The organism is Roseinatronobacter bogoriensis DSM 18756 (assembly GCF_004366635.1).
Lineage (GTDB): Bacteria > Pseudomonadota > Alphaproteobacteria > Rhodobacterales > Rhodobacteraceae > Roseinatronobacter > Roseinatronobacter bogoriensis.
This window is the reverse complement of sequence record NZ_SORN01000001.1, coordinates 318,569-340,266: the sequence shown is the minus strand read 5'-3', so window position 1 is coordinate 340,266 and position 21,698 is coordinate 318,569. Positions and strand designations below refer to the sequence as shown.

General features: G+C 59.3%; 19 protein-coding genes and 2 riboswitches. Of the genes, 10 read left to right on the top strand and 9 right to left on the bottom strand.

Annotated elements, in window-relative coordinates:
* Positions 1–2 precede the first annotated feature (2 nt).
* The 8 genes from cobW to EV660_RS01440 form a co-directional block, all read right to left on the bottom strand.
* Positions 3–1,040 (bottom strand): cobalamin biosynthesis protein CobW, encoded by a 1,038-nt coding sequence (gene cobW / locus EV660_RS01475; RefSeq protein ID WP_071481698.1) that lies wholly within the window; start codon positions 1,038–1,040, stop codon positions 3–5.
* A complete protein-coding gene (locus tag EV660_RS01470; protein ID WP_084635021.1) occupies positions 1,033–1,422 on the bottom strand; it encodes a DUF1636 family protein in 390 nt (129 codons plus the stop codon). The genes cobW and EV660_RS01470 overlap by 8 nt, the downstream gene beginning before the upstream one ends.
* A 53-nt stretch (positions 1,423–1,475) precedes the next feature.
* Complete coding sequence (locus EV660_RS01465; RefSeq protein ID WP_071481700.1) at positions 1,476–2,090, bottom strand: HupE/UreJ family protein; 615 nt, start codon at positions 2,088–2,090, stop codon at positions 1,476–1,478.
* Between the two features lie 18 nt (positions 2,091–2,108).
* Positions 2,109–2,729 carry a cytochrome c gene (locus tag EV660_RS01460; protein WP_100319202.1) on the bottom strand — a complete coding sequence of 207 codons (621 nt, stop codon included), beginning with the start codon at positions 2,727–2,729 and terminating at the stop codon, positions 2,109–2,111.
* A 131-nt stretch (positions 2,730–2,860) separates the two neighbouring features.
* A riboswitch (cobalamin riboswitch) is annotated at positions 2,861–3,080 on the bottom strand.
* A gap of 459 nt (positions 3,081–3,539) precedes the next feature.
* Complete coding sequence (bluB, locus tag EV660_RS01455) at positions 3,540–4,163, bottom strand: 5,6-dimethylbenzimidazole synthase (RefSeq protein WP_071481702.1); 624 nt, start codon at positions 4,161–4,163, stop codon at positions 3,540–3,542.
* Positions 4,164–4,238: 75 nt separating this feature from the next.
* On the bottom strand, positions 4,239–5,327 hold the full coding sequence (locus EV660_RS01450) for a FecCD family ABC transporter permease (protein WP_084635023.1): 1,089 nt from the start codon (positions 5,325–5,327) through the stop codon (positions 4,239–4,241).
* A 2-nt stretch (positions 5,328–5,329) separates the two neighbouring features.
* The gene (locus EV660_RS01445; RefSeq protein WP_071481703.1) at positions 5,330–6,265 is read right to left on the bottom strand and encodes an ABC transporter substrate-binding protein; all 936 of its coding nucleotides are present in this window, start codon (positions 6,263–6,265) and stop codon (positions 5,330–5,332) included.
* The gene (locus EV660_RS01440; protein ID WP_071481704.1) at positions 6,262–7,053 is read right to left on the bottom strand and encodes an ABC transporter ATP-binding protein; all 792 of its coding nucleotides are present in this window, start codon (positions 7,051–7,053) and stop codon (positions 6,262–6,264) included. The genes EV660_RS01445 and EV660_RS01440 overlap by 4 nt, the downstream gene beginning before the upstream one ends.
* A gap of 134 nt (positions 7,054–7,187) precedes the next feature.
* Positions 7,188–7,384: riboswitch (cobalamin riboswitch) on the bottom strand.
* 212 nt (positions 7,385–7,596) lie between these two features.
* Between EV660_RS01440 and EV660_RS01435 the strand changes: the two genes are divergently transcribed.
* The 8 genes from EV660_RS01435 to EV660_RS01400 all read left to right on the top strand — a co-directional run bounded on the left by EV660_RS01435 (position 7,597) and on the right by EV660_RS01400 (position 15,048).
* The gene (locus EV660_RS01435) at positions 7,597–8,070 is read left to right on the top strand and encodes a putative pterin-binding protein (protein WP_198510642.1); all 474 of its coding nucleotides are present in this window, start codon (positions 7,597–7,599) and stop codon (positions 8,068–8,070) included.
* The gene (locus tag EV660_RS01430; protein ID WP_071481705.1) at positions 8,067–9,401 is read left to right on the top strand and encodes a sensor histidine kinase; all 1,335 of its coding nucleotides are present in this window, start codon (positions 8,067–8,069) and stop codon (positions 9,399–9,401) included. The genes EV660_RS01435 and EV660_RS01430 overlap by 4 nt, the downstream gene beginning before the upstream one ends.
* 18 nt (positions 9,402–9,419) lie before the next feature.
* A complete protein-coding gene (locus EV660_RS01425; RefSeq protein WP_071481706.1) occupies positions 9,420–10,373 on the top strand; it encodes a response regulator in 954 nt (317 codons plus the stop codon).
* 104 nt (positions 10,374–10,477) lie between these two features.
* On the top strand, positions 10,478–10,870 hold the full coding sequence (locus tag EV660_RS01420) for a hypothetical protein (protein ID WP_071481707.1): 393 nt from the start codon (positions 10,478–10,480) through the stop codon (positions 10,868–10,870).
* A 47-nt stretch (positions 10,871–10,917) separates the two neighbouring features.
* Entirely contained in the window at positions 10,918–11,877 is a 960-nt protein-coding gene (locus tag EV660_RS01415; protein ID WP_071482329.1) for a hypothetical protein, read from the top strand.
* Positions 11,874–13,385 carry a DUF2259 domain-containing protein gene (locus EV660_RS01410; RefSeq protein ID WP_071481708.1) on the top strand — a complete coding sequence of 504 codons (1,512 nt, stop codon included), beginning with the start codon at positions 11,874–11,876 and terminating at the stop codon, positions 13,383–13,385. Before EV660_RS01415 ends, EV660_RS01410 begins: the two co-directional genes overlap by 4 nt.
* 107 nt (positions 13,386–13,492) lie before the next feature.
* Positions 13,493–14,524 (top strand): OmpA family protein, encoded by a 1,032-nt coding sequence (locus tag EV660_RS01405; RefSeq protein ID WP_084635027.1) that lies wholly within the window; start codon positions 13,493–13,495, stop codon positions 14,522–14,524.
* A gap of 164 nt (positions 14,525–14,688) precedes the next feature.
* The gene (locus tag EV660_RS01400; RefSeq protein WP_071481709.1) at positions 14,689–15,048 is read left to right on the top strand and encodes a hypothetical protein; all 360 of its coding nucleotides are present in this window, start codon (positions 14,689–14,691) and stop codon (positions 15,046–15,048) included.
* A gap of 42 nt (positions 15,049–15,090) precedes the next feature.
* Here EV660_RS01400 and EV660_RS01395 read toward each other — a convergent pair whose 3' ends face one another.
* Positions 15,091–15,861: a hypothetical protein gene (locus tag EV660_RS01395; RefSeq protein WP_071481710.1), complete on the bottom strand. Its 771-nt coding sequence runs from the start codon at positions 15,859–15,861 to the stop codon at positions 15,091–15,093.
* A 136-nt stretch (positions 15,862–15,997) separates the two neighbouring features.
* Between EV660_RS01395 and EV660_RS01390 the strand changes: the two genes are divergently transcribed.
* Together EV660_RS01390 and EV660_RS01385 are read left to right on the top strand one after the other, a co-directional pair.
* Positions 15,998–18,715, top strand: a complete 2,718-nt coding sequence (locus EV660_RS01390; protein WP_071481711.1) for a VWD domain-containing protein — start codon at positions 15,998–16,000, stop codon at positions 18,713–18,715.
* A 173-nt stretch (positions 18,716–18,888) separates the two neighbouring features.
* Positions 18,889–21,555: a dockerin type I domain-containing protein gene (locus tag EV660_RS01385; protein WP_071481712.1), complete on the top strand. Its 2,667-nt coding sequence runs from the start codon at positions 18,889–18,891 to the stop codon at positions 21,553–21,555.
* Positions 21,556–21,698: the final 143 nt, after the last annotated feature.

Sequence of the window (21,698 nt, the reverse complement as noted above, 5' to 3'; positions counted from 1 at the left end):
GATCAGGCCCCCAATGCGGCGCGGATTGCATCCTCGTTCACATGATCATGCTCGGCAATCACGACAAGGCGGGTCATACGCGCCTCGCCTCCCGCCCAGGGCCGGTCGAATTGGTGACGCACCCGCGCCCCCACCGCCTGCACCAGCAAGCGCATGGGTTTACCGGCCACTGCCGCATAGCCCTTCACCCGCAATATATGCTGGCTTTCGGCCAGATGCGCGATACGCGCGGCCAGATCGGCGGGATCAGCGATTTCACCCATGGTCACCATGATCGTGTCAAAATCATCATGTTCATGGTCATGATGCCCATCGTGATGGCTGGGGCGCGCGTCCAGATCATCTTCGGCCCCGGCTTCCAGCCCCAGAAGCACGGCGGCATCGATCACCCCTTCGGCAACCTCGACCACCGGCAGGGCGCGCGGGGCTTCTGCGGCGATCACTTCGCGGGCTTTCGCCACGCCCGCTGGCCCGGCAAGGTCCGGCTTGGTCAACAGCACCAGATCAGCGCAGGCAATCTGGTCTTCGAACACCTCGGACAGGGGTGTTTCATGGTCGATACTGTCATCAGCGGCGCGCTGCGCATCGACAGCGGCGACATCGGGCGCAAAACGTCCTGCCGCCACCGCCTCTGCATCGGCCAGGGCGATGACGCCGTCCACAGTAATGCGCGACCTGATGGCGGGCCAGTCAAACGCTTTCAGCAGCGGCTTGGGCAGGGCCAGCCCCGATGTCTCGATCAGGATATGGTCGGGTTTCGGGTCAAGCTTCAACAGTGCCTCGACCGTAGGAATGAAATCATCGGCTACGGTGCAGCAAATGCAGCCATTCGACAGCTCGACAATATTCTCGGCCGGGCAATCAGGAATGGCGCATGATTTCAGGATTTCGCCATCAACGCCAACGGTGCCAAACTCATTGACCACGACCGCCAACCGCCGCCCGCCCGCATTGCGGATCAGGTGGCTGATAAGTGTGGTTTTACCCGCGCCCAGAAAGCCGGTGACGATGGTGACAGGGGTTTTTGACAGGTCAGACATTCGGGGCCTCCAATGGCGGGATACGGGCGATGCAGTTCTTGCGGAAATGTTCTGGGCGTTCGCGCCACGGCACAAGGCCGTTTTCCGCGTCACGATATTTCTGCGCGCCTTCCAGAATGGTCGGCACATGGTTTTCAGGCGTCAGGTTTCCATAGACATAGGTCCATGCGCCGGGCTTGCGCAACGCAACGGTGCAGCCGCGCGAACAATTGGAAAGACACTCCACAGCCAGAACGCGCACGCTTTCGGGCGCTGCCAGTTGCAGGGCCTGCAGCAGTTCCGCGCCCGGTCGCTTTTCTGCATCCGGCGCGGCCAGAGGGTTGGCAGGGGTCGCACTGCGGCAAGTGGTGCAGACCAGAAGATCAACAGTTTCAGGGGGCATGAATAGCTCCAGTTGGGGTGGGGCAGCAAGGCGCTGCCCCACAGTCTCGACGATCAGCCAAGGATCATGTGCTCGACGGTTTCAAACAGGAAGGCAAGGCCAACGCCCATGCACACCGCCGCAGCAAGGCGCGCCTGCATCTGGCCTGCGCCTTGCTGTAGCATCTTGCCAGCGAATACCGCGACCCCGGCGGCAATCGCAAACTGGACCATGCCAAAGCCAAGCAAATAGGCGAAAACCGGCATCGGCGTAGAACCGATCACCGCCTCACCATAGGCCCAACCGTGGAAAATGCCGGCAACAGCAAAGCCCGCCAGGGCCACCGGCCCGGCGACCTGCCGCCCGGCAACCAGAAGCGCGCCCAGAACCACGACCGAGGCCATGATGACAACTTCTGCCAAGGGCAGGGCAATGCCCGCCAGATGCATAGCGGTACCAGCCAGCGTCGCCCCGATAAAGACCGCTGGCCCTGCCATCGAACGGCCTGCAAGCGCCGCTGCAAGCCCGATCAGAACAACAAAAGCCAGATGGTCCAGCCCGATCACCGGATGGGCAAGGCCGGAAATCAGGCCGTGGAAAACTGTCTGCGGCGCCTCGCCCCCCATCGGGTGATGGGCAAGGGCCGGGCTGGCCAGCAAAAGCGCAGGAAGGTAAATAATATGTTTCATCAGATCGGTCCCCTAGGTTTAGCGTTGACGAAATTCTGCGTGACAGGCAACGCAGTAATAGCGCAGATCATGCAATCCATTGACCAGATCGCCGCCCTCCCGGACAGTCCGGGCGAAGCGTGCCGTCTCTGACGCATAGGCGGCCGTGTATTGAGCAAACAACTCTGGTTGCTCCCAGATCGCGGCCAGCGCCCCCTTTTCACCCTCTGGTGCGGGGGATGTAATCTCGAACAGCTTTTCGATCTGTCCGCCCAGGGCGGCCAGCGCATCGGCATGGATTTGAAGCATGTCCTCGCCACCTGCATCGGACAGCAAACTGGCCGAAATCGCGCGAAAATGCCCCGACTGCGCACTCATGGTGCGCCGGCGCCGCTCTGTCAGGCCATCTGCGGCCGTTTCGAATACGGGCGCCTGTGGATGCCGGTCACCATGTGACCCGAAGGGACCGGTCAATTGCTCGGCCTGCGCAGCGTCAACATGCGCATGCCCGTGGCTGTGATCGTGATCATGCGCTGCCGTTTCAGATATGTGCTGTTGGGCCAGCGCATTTGGCACGGCGAGGGCGACAACTCCGGCAGCAAGCACATATGCCCCTGCCGCAACGGCCAAACCCGCCATGAATTTGCTAGAATTATTCATCTTGTCACTTTCCCGCGCGACCACCCGCCACGCGATAGAAGAGCGAGGCAATACTGGCAGGATCGACAGGGACAAAGCGCCTGTGACGATACTAGCCCACCAGTCACCCCGCTGGTTGATATGGCCCGTCAGGGGCGGCTTATGCGCTGGCAGGTCTCCCGGCTTGCGGATGTCGAGGTCTGCACCTCGGCGGTCTGCCCACCTTCCCGGCCCAAGAAGACCAGTGGTATAGGGCGACCTCTCCGGTCACGGTCGCGGGGGCGGCTGTGCTTCAGTCAGACCGGATGATCGAACGGTGTCACATTCCCTTTTCACCTGTCATGAACAGGCACCAGCATCCCCTTCATGAGCTTGTGCGCAAGACGAGTCAAGCAAGGATGCGACCACCTGACCGAAAGCTGCGTCGGCTGCCGCTGTCTGGCACGCGGACACCTCATTCAGCTCCAGGCCACCCAGCGCTCTGATTTATCTGGTTTGCCCGCGTCAGGCGTGCAGTTGGGGGCCAGCCCCCAAACCCCCGGGATATTTGGACAAGGATGAAGTTAGCGATTTGTTCACCTTTAGATGCGATGGCTAATCTGCGGTACAGGGAGGGATCCCGATGACCGCCAAGGGTGAAAGCACCGCATCTCCCCCAGAATTCTGGCCCGAGATGCGGTGCTGATCCGTGCAATTTCATCCTTGTGAAAATATCCCCGCCGGAGGCGCAGATTTGCAATCAGCGCAAGGCTGAACGCGAGGATGCGTCGCAACCTGCCCGTCAATACGGGGCGTATCGCCGGGCAGTTTGTCACCGATGAGGCGGACCAACTATCGCATTTGCCATAGGGTCGGAGTATTCTCTTGCCAGCCAACGCGGTGCAGCAGCGGGGTGTCTTCCTTGGTTTCGGGATGACCAAGGCAAAGCCAGGCCGTGAAGCACCAGCTTTCTGGTACGTCTAGAAGCTGCTCAATCGCATGCGGGTCAAGGATAGAGACCATCCCAAGGCCCAGATTTTCTGCCCGCGCCGCCAGCCAAAGCGTATGAATTGCCATGCTGGTGGACTGATGAAGGGTCTCTGGCATGGTTTGGCGGCCCAGCCCATGCCCTTCAGACGGGTTGGTATCGGTGAATACCGCCAGTTGCACTGGTGCACGATCCAGCCCCGCAAGTTTCAGCTTGTGATAGGCATCAGCCTGTGCACCGCCATATCGGTTCGCGGCACGCGCATTTTCTGACATGAAATTCGCACGCACGGCTGCGCGCAGGCTGGGCGTTTCTATGCGCAACACGCGCCACGGCCTGGCGTTGCCGACCGATGGTGAAAGATCCATTGCCATTTGCAGGCGCAACAGCACGTCTTCTTCCACCGGGTCGGTCCTGAAATGGCGAATGTCGCGGCGCCACTTCAGGATCTGCTGTAAAATCTCGCGGTGGCGGGTGTCAAACTTCACGGTTCATCCCTGTTACTCTTCTCGATAATCTTCAGCGCGGCCGGAGCGTTCGATCCGTGGTTCTTCTAGACAGCATCAACCATGCCTTCTGCGCCTGAGAAGCCAGATGAAGAACACCCCACCCACCAGTCCGGTCACAATGCCGATGGGCATATCCTCGGGGCGCATCAGGGTCCGGGCCACGATGTCAGCCCAGACAAGAAAGATGGCCCCGGCAAGCATGGCAGCGGGCAAGACACGGGCATTGTCGCCCCCGACCACAAGGCGAACGATATGGGGGATCATCAGGCCAACAAAGCCGATCACCCCCGAGAAGGCGACCATCACCCCCGTCACAAGCGCCGCGACCACGAAGCAGACAAGGCGAAACCGTGCGACAGGAATGCCAAGCGTCGAGGCGGTTTCATCTCCGATTGTCATCGCGTTCAGCGCACCGGCCACGGCCCGGAACCACAGCGCAGCGCCTGCAAGGATCAGCGCGGGCCAGACCAGATGGCCCCATTGTGCCAGACCCAGTCCGCCCAGCATCCAGAACACGACTGTATGCGCGGCCCTTGGGTCGCCCAGAAAGATCAGCACATTGGCCAAAGCCATCACGATGAAGGAAACCGCGACCCCTGTCAGCACCAGCCGGTCAGCGCTGGTTGCTTGCGCAAAGCTGGCGACAGACAGCACCAGCAAGGTCGAGCCAAGCGCGCCGATGAAGGCCAGAAGCGGCACTGTTGCAAGGCCCAGAAACATGCCCGTATGCAGCAGCGCCAGTATCGCCCCAAACGCCGCCCCCGATGAGATACCCAGCAGATGCGGGTCCGCCAGCGGGTTGCGCGTCACCGATTGCAGAACCGCGCCGACCAATGCAAGCCCGGCCCCGACCAGTGCCGCCAGCAAGGCGCGCGGCAGCCGGATTTCCCACACGATCGCCGCGCGCCCTGCCGACCATTCTGGCGTGACCAGTCCGGGCGCCAGTTTCTCCACGATCACCCCCCAGACTGTGCCCATTGGAATGGGCACAGCCCCGATGCTGACTGCGGCAGAGAGTGACAGCACCAGCCCCACCACGCCCAGCACCCACAGCCCCTGCCGGACCGGGCGCGCAAGCACAGGCGCATCCGCCTTGGCCGCAAGGATCGGCGCAGCGGTTTCGGGGCCGGGAGTGGTGCGCATGGTTACTGTCCGTGAAACGCGTCTGCCAATGCCCGGACCGCGCGGATGTTGCGCGGCCCCGGTGTGGCCTCGACATATTCGAGCACTACGAACCGATCATTGAGAACGGCATCCATGCCCGCGAAGGCCGGGTTCGACGTTATGAAATCGATCTTCTGCTCTGCGGTGACCTCGCCATAATTGACGATGATGACCACCTCGGGGTTGCGCTCGACCACCGGTTCCCACGCCACACGGGTCCAGGAACTTTCCACATCATCCATGATATTGCGCCCGCCCGCCGCTTCGATCATCGCGGTTGGCATGGCAAAGCGCCCTGCGGTGAAGGGGGTCTCCTCGCCGCTGTCATAGACGAACACGCGCAGCGGTTCACCCTCGGGGATGGTGGCGGCAATTTCCTCAAGTTCTGCCTGCCATCCGCTGATCAACTCCTCAGCGCGCGCGTCCACGCCAAAGATCGCGCCCAGATTGCGAATATCATTATACATGTCATCAATCGCAACACCGTCACGATCCATGATGTGGATGCAGCTTTCCGTCAATTCATAGACCGCGATGCCGAAGGGTTCCAGCGTGTCAGGCGTGACCTCTCCCCCCACACGCATGCCGTAATTCCAGCCAGCGAACCAGAAATCCAGATCGGCACCAATCAGCACCTCGCGCGAGGGGTAGCGTTCGGACAATTCAGGCAATTCGCCGATATCAGCACGAATTTCCTCATCCAGCTTGTTCCAACCCGAAATGCCCGTATAGCCCACCATCCGGTCATGCAGGCCAAGAACCAGCATCATTTCAGTCAGGTTCACATCATTGGACGCAGCACGGGCCGGCGGCGCGTCAAAGGTGACCTCGCGGTCGCAGGTTTGTACGGTGACGGGATGGGCCAGCGCGGGCGTGGCAAGCAAGGCTGCCAACGCGGAAAGGGGAAGGGTTCTCATGCAGATGTCTCCTGTTGCATGTCGTCGAAAAGTGAAAAATCGAATTGCGCGGGGCCGCGCGGATGGGCGCGCACACCAAAGGCACGCGCCACAAGGTCTGGGGTCAGCACCTCGGCCACCGGGCCAAAGGCCAGTGCACACCCGTCTTGCAGAACCAGCAAATCATCGGCAAAGCCCTGAACAAGATTGAGGTCGTGCAAAGAGGCGACGACCGTTGCCCCCAGCCCGCGAACCAGCCGCAACACCTCTAGCTGGTGGCGGATATCCAGATGGTTGGTCGGTTCATCCAGAACAATAAGCCCCGGTTCCTGCGCAAGTGCCCGCGCGACCATGACGCGCTGCCGCTCGCCCCCGGAAAGCGTGCCGAAGGGGCGCTGTGCAAACTCCATCAATGACAAGCGCTGCAGAGCGTGCCCGACGATATGGGCATCGCGCTCTGACGGGCCGCTAAGGGCGCGGCGATGGGGCGCGCGGCCCAGCGCTACAATTTCTGCCACGGTCAGCGCGAAATCAGTTGGCTGTTCCTGTAGCACTGCAGCGACACGCTGCGCCACGGCGCGTGCGGGAAGCGCGTGGATGTCTTGCCCATCAAGCAGCACACGTCCGGCTTGCGGTTTGTAATACCGGTATATGAGGCGCAGCAGCGTAGACTTGCCCGCACCATTTGCCCCAAGCACCGCCAGTACACGCCCCGGTCCGAGGCTTAGGCTGACAGGTTTCAGAATACCGTCCCCCCAGCTGATCTGTTCAAGCGTCAGCGATGCTGGCGGGGGTGGCGGGCAACTCATGACCCCACCCGCAAGGCCCTGCGCAACGGTAACCCGACAGATGTAGAAGGGCAGCCAAGCCGGCCGCTGCGGATGCGACGCATACGAGCACAAGCGATCATCATGTATCCTCCTCCGGACGCCCCGCCCGGGTTGGTGTTTCGATAATGATGGCAGGTCTCCTGGCTTGCGGCTGACGTGCTTCCCCACCTTCCCGAACCAATTGGCCCAGTGGCATTGAGGGGGCACACCGCTTACAGTTGCGGGGGCAGCACCGGAATAAGAGACGCGCTCTGCACCGGTTTCCCTATTCTCCCGAAATTTGTCGGGCACCATCTGACACATGCGTAGTCGAATGCGCTGCCCCGTTCAACGGCTTTCGAGACAACATCGGGATTAAAATCATGCCGCTTTTGCATAATCCGGCGCGGTTTGCCCTGCTGTCTTACGGAACCCTCGAAAAAACTTGTAAATTTGGGGATGTTTCACATCGGTTTTTCATTACTATGAGCACGATGCCTCTGATCCGAGGGCACTGTCCGAAAAGCTAACAGGAGCTCGCCGATGAAACTGCCCGGAAAACTTGCGCTTTGCCTTGCCGTTCTATTGACCGCCCCGGCGCTTGGTGCAAGCGACACTGTTCTGACACTTACCGGCGCAATCCCGAATGACGAAGTCAGCCTTACCCGCGAAGATCTGCTGGACATGCCGCAACAGAAAATGGTTACGGCCACGACGGTGACTGATGGCAGATCGACCTTCGAGGGTTTTCTGATCCGAGACTTGCTGGAAGCCCATGAGGCAGGTGGCGACATCGTGATTGCGCGCGCGCTCAATGATTACAAGATCGAAATCCCGATCTCGGATTTTGAACGCTTCGATGTGATTGGCGCGCTGTTTATGGATGGCGAACCGCTTAGCCCGCGCGACAAGGGGCCGATCTGGATCGTCTATCCACGCGACGACCACCCGGAGTTGCAGGATATCCGCTATGATACCCGCTGGGTCTGGCAGCTGGTATCGCTGCATGTTCAATGACCAGTGGCACACTGGCAGGGCAACGACCGGGCTTGGCGCAATACGCGCTTTTTCTGCCTGTTCTTGTCGTGTTTCTGGGGTCGCTGGCCTTTGCTCTGGCTAAATCTTCGGCGCTGGAACGCGACATGCGCATCGCTGCAACGCAAAACATGCTCTGGGTGGTCAGCCAGACCCAGATGGAAGCCCATGCCCTTGGGCTTGCCGTGGCGCAGCAGGACCGGGACAACAGCCATATCGAACGGCGCTTTGACCTGACAATTTCACGACTTCACTTGCTCGGACGGGGGCCGCAGGCGCGGTATCTGGAACAGATCGGGCATTTGCAGACAGTCAATGACATGGCAGAGGCCCTGCTGGAACTGGACCCACAGATTCACGGGCATGACGAAGGGCAGCATCAGGCGCTTCTGGACCTGACCGAAGCGCTGCACCCGCAAATCAACCGTATTGCAAATGATGTCATGATCGAGGATTGGGACAGGGCCGCCGCGCGCCTTGACGCCTATCGCAACACCCAACGTCTGGTTATCTTTGCTGTCATGGCGGCATTTCTTGCCGCGCTTGCAATCTCGTGGCTGCTTTTGCGCAAGCAACGCCAGTTGCACCTTGCCGATGTTCAGAACCTGCACGCCGCCAAATTGCTGGAACAGGAACGGGATGTCGCGCTGATGTATCGGGATTTTGCGGCAATTGTTTCGCATCAGTTGCGCACCCCGCTAAGCCTGATCGATAGCGCATTGCACCGGCTGGAACGCAAGGGCAATTCAGTCACGGCAGATGATGTGATCGAAAGACGCGCCGTGGTCAGCGATGCAATAGGCCGCCTGACCCGCCTGAGCGATACGGTGCTGTTGCTGGCGCGGTTGGACAATGAACAGTTGCAAGCGGATTTCGCGGCACTGGATATCAGGCAGGTTGTTGACTCCGCCATAGCCGAAGCCCAAGGCCGTCATCCGAACCGGAAACTCCAGGTATCTTGCGCCGATGGCCTATTGAAGGCGAAAGGTGATCTGCATCTTGTCAGCCATATCATTGACAACCTGCTGTCAAATGCGCTCAAGTTCAGCAATGGCGACCGGCCCGTGGAATTGCGCGTGTTCCAACAAGGCAACCGCGTGGCCTGCGCGGTAACCGATCAGGGCGACGGGATTGATGCCTGCGATCAACCGCACCTGTTTGACCGCTATTTTCGCGGCAAGACGCATAAAGAAGGCGCAGGTCTTGGGCTTGCGCTGGCCCAAGCGCTTGCCGAATTTCAAGGCGGGCAGATCAGTTTCGAGACATGGCCCGGCAAGGGCTCGGTCTTCACTCTCTGGTTGCCTGTCGCATAACAAAATTGGACGGTGTCTATGACAAAGCCCCCCCTGATCCTGTGTTGTGAAGATGAGCCGCATCTGTTGCGCGACATCGCAGACGAGTTGCTTGCCGCTGGCTACCGTGTGCAAGAGGCCAGCAATGGCGCAGACCTGCTTACTTGTCTGGAAAATTGCAGCCCGGACCTGCTTTTATGTGACATCATGATGCCGGACCTTGACGGCTATGGCGTTCTGGCCCGACTGCGGCGCGATTACCCGCATATGGCGCATGTGCCGATTGTCTTTCTGTCGGCCCTGTCCATGACCGATGCGATCATCCGGGGCAAACGCGCCGGGGCAGATGACTATCTGACCAAACCCATCAATTATGATCTGCTGTTATCCACGATCGAAGCCCGTCTGCGCCAAAGCAAGCAGGCAAGGGCCAATATCTCGCATGTTGCCGGGCTTGGTGAACATCTGCTGGAAAACCTGACTGTTGGTGTGCTGATCTTCACGCCCGATGGCACGCAGGTAAGGGCCAATGAAATTGCAGATAGTATCATGCACGAAAAAGGGGGCGACATCCGCGATGCCCTGACCGAGACCGTGCGCGCATTGGGCGCGCTGGCGCGCGCCGGTCGCGAAGATGGCAAATCCTTGCTGCTGGATGAAACCACGGCCTGCATTGCACAGGTTCATGCCTGCCCACCAGAACCGGCCACAGGTGCGCCGGCGATGGTCATGGTTTTTCTGACAAAACAGGATGCGATGGTCCCGCTCTCACAATCTGCACTAAGCGCTATGTTCGATCTGACCCCGACCGAAGCCCGCGTCGCGCGTCAACTGGCTTCTGGCTTGCGCCCGGACGAGATTGCAGAGCAGTTTCAAGTCGCCCCGACCACGATCGCGTTTCACTTGCGCAATGTGTTTGCCAAGACAGGAACCCACAGGCAGGCCGATCTTGTGGCACTTTTGCTATCGCTGCCAGTGCGCCATCTGGCCTGATCCCCCCTGTTCAGACGGGGAAACGCGGGAACATCAGCCCTAAGGTGTCAGCGATCAGGCGCGCGCCTTTGGTGTCGTGCCGCCTCGAAGCACAGGAAATTCGCATGTCACCCCGATATTTGCCCAACCTTGCCGCGTTGTCCGTTGCAGGATCGCTATTTCTGACGCTGATCCCCGTTGACCTTCAGGCGCAAACCAATCTGCAAACAGCCCAGTCCAACCACTTGCAGATTGAGGGCATCCGCGGGGAAGATACGATCACAGGTGTCCGTAACGTGCCCGGAATAGGCAAGGTCTTCTCCCCTACAGACGATATGGCACGCGCCTTTCCGGGCGATCATTTCACACCCCGTCAACGGGCCATGCTTGAAGCGCAAGGCATAAGGACAGTTGCAGATTTCGTGGCAACCGATGCAGCCATCATCGCGCGTCTTGTCGGTGCGCCGCGAACCTCTGTCAGCAAATGGCAGCGAGAAATCAAGACCAACCTGCGCTGATACGCGCCCGCCTAAACCCCACCAGACCCGAAACGAAGGATATAACCATGTGGGACTTTTCCTTTAGACGCGGCATTGGCCTGATGCTGCAAACCCTGCCATTCGTCTTGTTGCGCATGGCTGTCTATTTTGGTGCGGCACTGGCCTATGTTCTGGTCACCGGCACTGGCGCGGGTATCGGCTGGGGCATTGGCGCACTTGGCGACGAGGGCTTTCGCGCCTCGGCCACGTTTTTTGGCGGACTGTCGGGCTTCGGCATTGTCTTGATCGTCATGTACTGGCTGCGCGAGTATATCCTGTACATGGTCAAGGCCGGTCATATCGCGGTCATGGTAGAGCTGATTGATAACCGCCCCATGCCCGATGGGCGCAGCCAGATCGGCCATGCACAAGCAATGGTGCGCGAACGCTTTGGCGAGGCCAGTGTGTTGTTTGCCATTGATCAACTGGTCAAGGGCGTCTTGCGCGCGATCACCGGGCTGATCCGCGGCGTGTTCACGCTGCTGCCCATTCCGGGTGTGCGCCAGCTTGTCACCATTCTGCGCGCCTTTCTGCGTGTGGCTGTGGGTTTTATTGATGAGGTGATCCTTGCCTATGGCATGCGCACCCGCGCGACCGACCCCTGGGCCTCGGCGCGGGCAGCACTGGTGCTTTATGCGCAGAACTACCGCCCCATGCTGAAAAATGCTGCATGGATCACCTTGTTTGTCTATGGGCTGATGGCGATCCTGTTCTTCATCATGCTGGCCCCTGCGGCGCTGATCAGCAACCTCTATCCCGGCGGCATGTCGGCGATGGGAATCGTGATTGCCTTTATTCTGGCATGGTCGGTCAAACAGGCCCTGTTGGAACCCTTGGCCGTTGCCTGCCTGTTGCAAGCCTATTTCCGCACCATCGAGGGGCAGACACCAAACCCCGAATGGGACGCCAAGCTGGATGGCATGTCCAGCAAGTTCCAGAAACTGAAATCGCGCGCTGGAAAAGGGCTGACGGAGGCTGCGGAATGATGTGGCGCACGCTTGCCCTTATAGCCTGCCTGCTGGCAAAGCCGGGATTTGCAGGTGACTTCACGCATGACCGTATCATCGGGTTTTCCGAGGACGGCGCATATTTCGCCTTCAAGACCTATGGCTTGCAACGCGGCTCCGGGTTGCCCTATGCAACTGTATTTGTGGTCGATCTGGCGCAGAATGCATGGGTTTCGGGGTCGCCCTTTCGGGCAGGACGCGACGAAACCTCGATGGCAGAGGTCGAAGCCGCCCCATTTGTGGCGTTAGAGCGCGTGCGCCATGAGGCATTGGACAGCGCCGCGTCCATGCTGCAAGACCTGGGCATACGCCGCCCCGCAACCGTGCTCTATTCTGCTGGCATCGGGCAGGCGCATATGGCGCAAGAGGTCACGCGCATCTCCATCCCGAACCCCGACAATCCGACAGCGCAACCGATGCGGGAATTTGCACTCAGGCTGTCAGACATTCCCGTGCCGGCGGCCGTCGATTACTGTCTGCGCCCCGATGCACTGCGCGGCTACCGTCTGGAACTTGTGCAACCCGGCGGCGGCGCGCAAGTCCTGCATCAGGACCAGCGCATTCCGGCCTCGCGCGGCTGCGCCGAAGCCTACCGGATAGATGCGGTCCTCTCTGCCGGGTATCCGCAAGCCGACGACACTCTGGTCGCGCTGATCTCTGTCTGGCGGCAGGGCTTTGAGGGGTTGGAGCGCCATGTCATTGCAGCCCCGATCCCGCCGCGCCCCGATGCCGTGACCACCCCGGCCAATGCCCCGTCACCAACTGACCTGAACAGTTTGATCACAGAATTTCTGGGCAGTTCAGTGGCGATGGACGTGGCTGAACTGGATGCCACCTTGCCCGTGCGCCAGCAGTCCGACCCGGCAGCGCTGCGCTGGCCTGATGCCGATCTGCCGCCCCTCGCCCGCGCGGTCGAGGTTTTTGGCGCACAAGACGGCTTTGCCCTGCACGGTCGTATCCGGCTGACACAGGAACGTGTCGAGATCATCCCCGAAGGCGCAGGAGGGCCGATGCAGGTATCGCTGATCCGCCTTCAGGCTTTCAATCTGGGCGAAGCACGCCGCAATGAATTGATGGAATTTCTTGATGCCAGCGCGGTCGCCCCTCTTGAAGCTTTCGGGGCCGGGCCAGATGTTGAATGGCGTTTTGTCATGCGCCCGATTCAGGGTATGCGCGCCGATATCGTCGCCGCTGGCCGGCATGAAATCGCCCCGGATGACGCTGTTGAGTGTGGCCTTTCGGCCTGCACCTCGCCAGAGCCCTTAGATGTGGACACTCACGGCCCAACCTGCGCGGAACTGCCGCCCTCGCAGGTCAGCGGCGCCTTGACGGGGCTGGGGCAGGCATTGGCCACACGCGTCGAGGATGCGCAAGCGACAGAATGGCTGGTCGAGCATGGCCTGTGGCAAGCCGATGCAATGCAGATCCTGTCCGTGCAATCGGGCGTGCCACAGGCGTGCTGGTGGGCCAGACAGCGCCCAGATTAAGGTACAGGCTTTCAGACAAACGGCGCGCCCCCTCTGTTTGAAGGGGGAAGCCGCAAGTTTGCACGGCTAGAGTTCCGGCAACACTCACGAAACGAAGGGATTTCAGGATGTTCAGAAGCAAGGTCGCAGTCGTTTTGGCCAGTATTGTGACAGCGCTGTGCATAACGGTTGCTGCACAACCTGTCATGGCACAGCGCGCTATCGAGGGGGCGGCCCCGCACCCGATGGTGCCGCTTCCTGCCGAGGGCTATATCACCCGTGACGAATTCACCGATTTCGCAGAAATTGAATTTCCGGCCGCGCCGCATCCGGGTGGGCGTGACCCTGAATTCGAAGAGACAGTGCAAGTCGAAGGCGCATGGCGGCAGATGGAATATACTGTCGATGGGTTGGAACTGTCCCTGCTGCGCCTGTATCGTGGCTATGTTCAGCATTTCGAAAGCAGCGATTTCGAAATCATCTTCTCGGGCATAGGCGAAGAACTGAGTATCCGTGACGGGTTCACCTTCATTTCATATCAGAGCGGTTTTCTGTCGCGCACCCCCAGCACCGCATCTGAAAGCAACGCCTATATCCTTGTCCGCAGCCCTGATGAACAGAACGTCATCGCAGTGTCGTTCTTCAGCCGCCAGAATGCGCGCCGGATGATGATCAATGCGGTCGAGATTGAAGAGATGGCGCCGCTGGACCTGTTTTCCCCCACACCCGAGCCAGAGCCAGAACAGGAACCCGAACCCGAGGTCGTGTTGGTCCCGCAAGAGGTCGAGGAACTGGAATCGGGGCTGGTGCAGGATGGCCGTGTGATCGTCAATGCGATCTTGTTCGAATTCGACCGCGCAGAAATCCTGCCGGAATCCGCGCGCGCCCTTGAAACCGTCGCCGACCTGCTTCGTGGGCGGCCAGAGTTGAAGCTTCTGGTGGTGGGCCATACCGACGGTGTCGGCAGCTTTGATTACAACCTTCGCCTGTCTGTAGAGCGCGCACAGGCTGTTGTCGGCTGGCTTGCCAACAGAGGTGGAATTGACGCCTCGCGCCTGCGCGCAGCCGGGGCGGGACCAATGTCGCCGATCACCACCAACCGGACAGAAAACGGCCGCGCGCAGAACCGGCGTGTGGAACTGGTGGAAATCATCGACTAAACATGCCCCACCCGGCCAGCGCGCAGCGTTGCATTGGCCGGGCGGATTAACCCTGACTTCAGGCCGAGTATTGCCATAACGACGATTTTATTACCTATGTCGCAGTTAATAGTGCGACTCTTTTCAGTGTGCGCATATAGACCTAGAATCGAAAGGGTCTTTGTATGCAAACCTACTTCCTTGTCTGTGTGCGCGTTCCGCTGGTCGCATCAGATGTGACGACCACGCTGAAACAACTCGGCCTGGGTGTGCCTCTTGTGGCCAATTCGGCAGAAGAGGCGCTGGAAATGCTGGCCGGGCTGGAAGACGGGGCAAGCCTCGGCCATGCGCTTGTGCAGGTTGCGCCCGATACATTCGCAACAAGTGCCCTTCGTGGCGCGCTGGACCGCATGGGGGCGAAAGTTGTGCTGTTGCATGACGACCTGCCTGCTGCCGAGGATACGCTACACTTTCCTGTCCTGACCCCGCCATTCTTTACAGAAGATCTGGAAGGGGTGTTTTCCCCACTTCGGCCAAGTGCGTGAAGGCCCGCGAGCGATCTGAAACTGCGCAAGGCCGCGTTGCGGTCACGGTCGCCGCGCTTTCAAAGGCAAGACCATCTCGACCCCCCCGCGTATTCCGGCAGCATCGCGCCCGTAGTAGCGCCCTTCGGCAAAGCCACGAAGCGGCAGACGGGGCAGGCTGTAGCGGGCTTGAATTGCACCATAGGTCTGGGTCTGCTGAAACCGGCTGTCAATTTCTATGGGCAAAAAGATGTCAGTGCTGACTTTCAACCGGCTGTGAGTTCTTCTGACCCCACCCCCGGCACCAAGTTCCAGAACACCGGGCACGGGCAGCGCAAATTGCCGAAAGGCAAGCACTTCGGCTTCCAGAAAGCGGGTGCGGGCTTGCAGTGTCACCTCTTCGTCAAAAACAACGGTGGCGGCCCCTAGCGGCACGCGCAAACTGCCTGCGGGCAAAACGTAATCCACTTCGCCCTGCCCCAACCGCAACGTGCCATCCAGATACCAGCCTTCCGCAAGGGGCTGGGCCATGCCGACCACAAGCGCCACTTCCTGCCCTGCGATTTCGCGGTAGTCTATATCGGCGCTGGCCTTTTTCTTGTCAGAGCCGGACTTTTTAGACCCACCCGAACTGCCGCCGCCGCCACCGGATGCAGACGGCCCAAGGAATTCTGACACCGCATGATCAAGCGCGGCAGGGCCATAGGCCAGATCAGCCTGCGCAAGGCGCACCCCGATCTTAGCCTCTGGCGGGGCAGCGCAACCAGAAAGGATGAGTAGCACAGAAAATACTGTCGCCTTGCCCGCACAGCCTGTCTGCCAGCGCAGACTCATAAAACGGACAGGCACTTGCAATAAGCCTTGATTTGAACCAATTTCTTACGCCATAAACAAATGAATAAATTTTTAATAATTGCGCCCGGGTTTTTGAAATCGGGCACAGATTTTGCATTAAAGGATCATTTCGTATATGGCCACAATATCTTTGAATCCCGAATTTGAAGCTCTGCTGGATGGGTTGGGCAATACAAGGCTGCCGAACCTTGCATTGGAATATAGCGACCTGTTGCGGAATGTGCGGCCAGACGAAGACGATGTCGTTGGCGATATCATCCTGTCGTCAACTGGCCTTACGGCCCAGTTCGCAAGCCTTGATCCGGCAGATAGCGAAATTTACACTTTCAAAATTTCGGGCAGTGGCATCACACCTTCAAGCACGCTCCAAGGGTTGCAGCAAGCGCTCGAAAACGGCACGGCCAATGGAACGATCACCCAGATCAGCATGGACTATGGCGACCTGCGCATTGCGCAACTGGATATAGCGCCCGAAAGCCTGACACTCAGCAGCGGCAACCAGAGCCTGGAGTTGACCGGCGGCTTTCCGGTTACGCTGTCGCAACTGATCACGCTGGTCGACATTCTGGATGGCGAGGCCGAAGGGTCGCTGGAAGAATATGGGTTCACCGGTTTCAGCCTGCGCGACAATGGCGAAGTGCTGGCCAGCCTTGAGCTGGGCGATACGATAACGCTTAATCTTGATGGCTTTGTCCTGACCATGACCGGCGCGGATATCTCTGTCGCGGAACTCTTTGAGTTCATCAACCCTGCCCGCGCGCAGATCGTGCCCGAAGTCACCTTGTTCGACGCAAGTGGGAACCCCGTAGAGGGCCAAGTATTCAGCTTCTCCAATGATGAGCCTAACTCTCTGCGCATTGTATACGAGGAACTGCCGCAGGGCACATATTTCGCGCAGGTCACTGCAAGCGATGAACAGATCGTCAGCTGGCAAGCTCAGACCGGGGTCTACCAGCTTGGAGGCAGTTGGTGGGGGCCGACTGCTAACGCCAATCAATGGACCTTCGAAGATATGGGCGATGCGCCCGCGAATAGCACAACTCCTTATGTGCTGAACTCTGGCGCATCTTTCGTTGGCGAGATTGACAGGATCGGCGATGCTGATTGGGTCAGGATCGATTTCCCCAGTTTCAACGGAACCTATTCGGTCTCAGACTGGGAGTCCAACCAGTTCTTTACGTTCAAAGACCCTCTTGTTCTCGATGCTTTCGGCACCGGCCAGCCCGCCACGGAATTGCGCGATGTGCCCGGCATCAGCTTTGACAGCCTGACCATCACCGACCCCGATGGCACCGTCATCCTGTCGGCCACCGATGTCGAGAACTTCCGCAGCTTCATCGACGAACTGGACGTGGTCCTTGGCAGCTTCTTCATTCCCAGCCTGGGCGATCTAAGCCTCGCCTTCGCCACTGGCGACCCGCATCTGCTGACACATGACGGGCTGGGCTATGATTTCCACGCCGCTGGCGAATATGTGCTGATGCGCGCCACCAATGGCGAGATGTTCGAGTTGCAGTCCCGCATGTCCCCGGCTGGCGAAAACGTCACAGCAAATGTCGCAGCAGCCCTGCAACTGGGGGAAGACACGATCATGATCGCCCCGGGTGCCACGCAGCTACGCATCAATGGTGATGCGCGCGCACTGGCCGATGGCGACCTGATCCGAATGGATGCAAGTGTCATCACACGCGAGGGCAACAGCTACAAGATTTATGCGATTGCGCCAGACGACTCTCAAAGCTTGATTCAGGTCGATATCGTGGGCAGCCGAGTGGATATCGGCGTGGGGCTGTCATCCTATTGGCAAGACAATGTCGAAGGTCTGCTGGGCAATTTCAACGGCACCATAGCCGATGACCTTGTTTTTGACGGCGGGACGAAAAGCCTGCAAATCCCGCTGCAATTCGGGGATGATGCAGAGGCCGAAACCTACGGGGTTTACGGGGAATTCCGCGAATACTGGCGCGTCACGGATGACAGCACATTGTTCACTTACGCTGAGGGTGAGGGGCCGGACAGCTTCTATCTGGCCGACTATCCCACACAGATGGTCACGCTTGACGATTTCTCCGCCGAAGAAAAGGCAGAGGCCGGCGCCCTGGCAGAAGCGGCAGGTCTGACACCGGGCAGTTTTGCCTATAACAATGCTGTGCTGGACCTTCTGGTCACGCAAGATGACAGCTTTCTGGACAGCGCGTTAAGTTCTGACCAGTTTGTTCAACAGGTCACTTCGCCCGAAGCGCCGCCCCCTGTGATCGAAACGCCCGCGGTTGCGGGCGGCGGGTTGACCGACACCCTGTTAAGCCTGTCAGGCAATGTAACAACCCTTGCCGGAGACCCCCTGACAAATACGACCGTCACCTTCCGCCCTGATGGCAAATCCGTAAATCTGACACGCCAGACACGTGACAGCGACAGTTTTGAGTTTAACCTGTCCGAAAATTCAGTAGGCCGCTTGGATGCCAGCCGCGATTGGCAGACCGGCGACCCGACCGTCACGGCACTCGATGCCCTGAATGTGCTGCGCATTGCGGTAGGCGTTGCGCCATCCTTCGGCGAGGCCAGCGCACAACAACTGATCGCAGCCGATATCAACGGCGATGGCAGGGTAACGGCACTGGATGCGCTGGAAGTGTTGCGCGCGGCAGTGGGTGTTTCTTCTGCAAACGCGCCGCGTTGGGTCTTTTTCGATGCTGAAACGGATTGGGACTCGCTGGAGTTGTCTCGCGAGAATACTCTTGTCGAAACAGGGGTGAGTGTTGCCAGCCTGACCGAGAATACAGGTGGCGTTGACATGGTCGGCATTTTGCTGGGCAATATGGACACCCTTTGAATGCGCTGACACTACGATGGCCTGCGGCAGTGCTGCGGGCCATCTTGCTTTATGAGTGGGGACCGCTTCTGCCGCCCTTGTTCATCGTTTTGCGTCACCTCCATACGCGCACTGGGTTGAGGAACAGGCATTAAGTATCTCATCGTGTTTTTTGATGTTGAGGGAGTTTATTCATGCTGACCGCCCCCGAGCAGTTCTTTCTGGAGCAGTTGAACCGTGCACGGCTTAACCCTTTGGGCGAGGCCGCGCGCTTTGGCATCGGATTGAATGACCCCGACCCGACCAGCGAAACAGGCCAGCCCCCTGCGCAAACTATCGAAGACGGGGTGCGCCAGCCACTGGCGGCAAATGAAAAGCTATCTGCTGCATCCGTGGTGCATTCGCAGGCCTATCTTGACGGTCAGGTTCAGATGACAGGGCCAAATGCCGGGCACCATTGGCTGGACGGAACAACCCCGGCCGACCGCGCAGAAGATGCAGGCTACGGGTCGCGGTTTGTGGGTGAAAACCTGGCCTTTGGGGCCACAACTGCCAATTTCTCGGCAGAACAGGCCATAGTGACTGGCCCTTCGGGAATCGGGCACCATCAGGGTTTGTTCTATTCGATCACCCACCGGCCCAACCTGTTGAATGCCGACTACAAGGAAGCAGGGATCGCGCAGGTTTTTACACAAGACTATGTGGCAAATGGGGTCACGTTTAACGCATCTGTCATCACCAACAAATTCGGAAGCGAAGGGGCGTCCGACCGCTTTCTGACGGGTGTTGCCTATGACGATCTTGATGGTGACGGGTTTTATTCAATGGGCGAAGGGCGCGGCGCTGTGACGATCACAGCGCTGGGGCAAAGCATCACGACGGCGGGCGCAGGTGGCTATGCCTTGAACCTTGGCGGACAGGATGATCCGGTTGAAGTTGTGATCAACTGGCAGGGCGAGAGCTTGCGCGCCGAAGTCGATCTAAGCGCCAGCAATGTGAAACTAGATATCGTCGGCGGAAGCCGGATTCTGGCCTCCAGCGATCTGACATTGCTGGACGGGGTGGCCGAGGGCGGCTTGCTGGGCGCGGGCAATCTGGCGCTGACGGGCAACGCACTGGACAACCTGCTGCTTGTCGGGCGCGGAAACAATGTGATTGACGGCGCAGGCGGGGTCAACACGGCGCTGTTTACAGGTGCATTTGCCGACTATGCAATAACGGTAAATGCCGGCACGATCACTGTCAGCGACCAGCGCGGCAGCGCGTTGGGGGATGGTGTCAACACCTTGCAGAATATCACCTTTCTGCAATTTGCAGATGGCATTTATTCCCCTGCCGGGGTTCTGGAATCTTCCGTCGCGCAAGGAACAATCACGCTGACGCCCCCCGCCATCGGCGCCTATATGAGCGCGCAGGAACAGAGCCAAGACCTTGTTGTGACAGGCAGCACCCAGGACATGCCAAATGGCACTAGAGTGATCGTAACGCTGAATGACAAAAGCTATGAAACCCTAACAGAGTCCGGCCAGTGGTCTGTTACGATTGGCGCTGGTAGGCAGACACAGGATGGCTATGTCGCGGGCGATCTGGACGATCTGATCAACAATACCGAGTACCAGATCACAGCAGCGGCGCAGACAGCAGCAGGGCCGGTGGATGAGACATTCAGCTTCAGCACCACTTTCGACCAGCCGACACTTGGAACATTCCCCACGCCATTCTCTGCCACCTTGGGCGCAAATGACCTGCAAGACGGCGTTACATATTCGGGCGTCACCTCTGCCGAGGGGGGGGCTGTCACCATCATGCTGGCCGGTGTCGCGCATACCGCCACGATCGAAAACGGCGACTGGGCCGTCCATTTCCCCGGTTCGACACTGGCATTGCTCCAGCAGGGAAGCACCTATGCTTTACCGCTGCAACTGCGCGATCAGTTCGACAATACCTACAATTTCCAACTGAGCGGCTTCAGCGCAGATCTGGATTTTCCGGCCCCCGAACTGTCGCTGTCCCCCCTGCCCTTCGACGGACCGATGACAGCAGAGATTCGTGACGCGGGGATTCATATCACTGGCACCACCACGCACGTGCCCGACAATGTCAGCGTAACAGTCCTGCTCAATGACCAAAGCTTTCTTGCAAGTGTCGAAGACGGAGAATGGCAACTGTCGATCCCGCAGGACATGCTGCAAACCTTGCCGGACGGTGCCACCCTGACATTAAGCGCAGAGGTGACTGTTGCAGGCGACACGGCAAGCACCGAGGCAACTTTCCAGACCGATTTTGCGCCCGCAGAGCCAGAGCCAGAGCCAGACACTTACCAACTTGATCTGGTGCTGCAAGATACCGACGGTGACCCGCTGGCAATGGGAACACAGGCGCGCGTCTCGCTTCTGCCGGATGGCACCGCGCTTGACACCCAGTCTGTGGATGCGACAGGCGCTGTGACGTTTCAATTGCCAGCAGGCACAGAAGGGGCGCTACATGTGACCCGCGACTACCAGCCGGGCAGTGATCCGACCATCACGGCGCTGGATGCGCTGAATGTGTTGCGCATGGCCGTCGGCGTCAGCCCTTCTTTTGGCACGGCCACCGCCCAGCACTACATTGCCGCAGATATCAATTCTGACGGCAGGGTCACAGCGCTGGATGCGCTGGAAGTGCTGCGCGCAGCGGTTGGGGTGCCCACCGCCAATGCGCCCAGATGGGTGTATTTTGACGCCGAAACCGATTTTGCCACGATGGAACTGGACCGCACGAACGCCTTTGTGGAGTCAGGAATCGACATCGCAACGCTCGATCCCGATCAGCCCCTTGCGATGAAGGGCATCTTGTTGGGAAATCTAGAATATATCGGCTAAAAGCCTGTTCTGCCTGATACCTGCGCGCGCACGCTTTGAACTGGATTTGACGAAAATCCAAGGCAAAAGGCACTAGTTCGCCGCAATTCCGCCCCGCACCACGCCCCGCTTCACCCGGACTTTCGGCCTCGGGTGACTATACA

What these genes read in the sequence shown, in the direction of transcription:
- cobW (WP_071481698.1), bottom strand. Translation starts at nt 1,040, where the DNA reads ATGTCTGACCTGTCAAAAACCCCTGTCACCATCGTCACCGGCTTTCTG.
- EV660_RS01470 (WP_084635021.1), bottom strand. Translation starts at nt 1,422, where the DNA reads ATGCCCCCTGAAACTGTTGATCTTCTGGTCTGCACCACTTGCCGCAGT.
- EV660_RS01465 (WP_071481700.1), bottom strand. Translation starts at nt 2,090, where the DNA reads ATGAAACATATTATTTACCTTCCTGCGCTTTTGCTGGCCAGCCCGGCC.
- EV660_RS01460 (WP_100319202.1), bottom strand. Translation starts at nt 2,729, where the DNA reads ATGAATAATTCTAGCAAATTCATGGCGGGTTTGGCCGTTGCGGCAGGG.
- EV660_RS01450 (WP_084635023.1), bottom strand. Translation starts at nt 5,327, where the DNA reads ATGCGCACCACTCCCGGCCCCGAAACCGCTGCGCCGATCCTTGCGGCC.
- EV660_RS01445 (WP_071481703.1), bottom strand. Translation starts at nt 6,265, where the DNA reads ATGAGAACCCTTCCCCTTTCCGCGTTGGCAGCCTTGCTTGCCACGCCC.
- EV660_RS01440 (WP_071481704.1), bottom strand. Translation starts at nt 7,053, where the DNA reads ATGAGTTGCCCGCCACCCCCGCCAGCATCGCTGACGCTTGAACAGATC.
- EV660_RS01435 (WP_198510642.1), top strand. Translation starts at nt 7,597, where the DNA reads ATGAAACTGCCCGGAAAACTTGCGCTTTGCCTTGCCGTTCTATTGACC.
- EV660_RS01430 (WP_071481705.1), top strand. Translation starts at nt 8,067, where the DNA reads ATGACCAGTGGCACACTGGCAGGGCAACGACCGGGCTTGGCGCAATAC.
- EV660_RS01425 (WP_071481706.1), top strand. Translation starts at nt 9,420, where the DNA reads ATGACAAAGCCCCCCCTGATCCTGTGTTGTGAAGATGAGCCGCATCTG.
- EV660_RS01420 (WP_071481707.1), top strand. Translation starts at nt 10,478, where the DNA reads ATGTCACCCCGATATTTGCCCAACCTTGCCGCGTTGTCCGTTGCAGGA.
- EV660_RS01415 (WP_071482329.1), top strand. Translation starts at nt 10,918, where the DNA reads ATGTGGGACTTTTCCTTTAGACGCGGCATTGGCCTGATGCTGCAAACC.
- EV660_RS01410 (WP_071481708.1), top strand. Translation starts at nt 11,874, where the DNA reads ATGATGTGGCGCACGCTTGCCCTTATAGCCTGCCTGCTGGCAAAGCCG.
- EV660_RS01405 (WP_084635027.1), top strand. Translation starts at nt 13,493, where the DNA reads ATGTTCAGAAGCAAGGTCGCAGTCGTTTTGGCCAGTATTGTGACAGCG.
- EV660_RS01400 (WP_071481709.1), top strand. Translation starts at nt 14,689, where the DNA reads ATGCAAACCTACTTCCTTGTCTGTGTGCGCGTTCCGCTGGTCGCATCA.
- EV660_RS01395 (WP_071481710.1), bottom strand. Translation starts at nt 15,861, where the DNA reads ATGAGTCTGCGCTGGCAGACAGGCTGTGCGGGCAAGGCGACAGTATTT.
- EV660_RS01390 (WP_071481711.1), top strand. Translation starts at nt 15,998, where the DNA reads ATGGCCACAATATCTTTGAATCCCGAATTTGAAGCTCTGCTGGATGGG.
- EV660_RS01385 (WP_071481712.1), top strand. Translation starts at nt 18,889, where the DNA reads ATGCTGACCGCCCCCGAGCAGTTCTTTCTGGAGCAGTTGAACCGTGCA.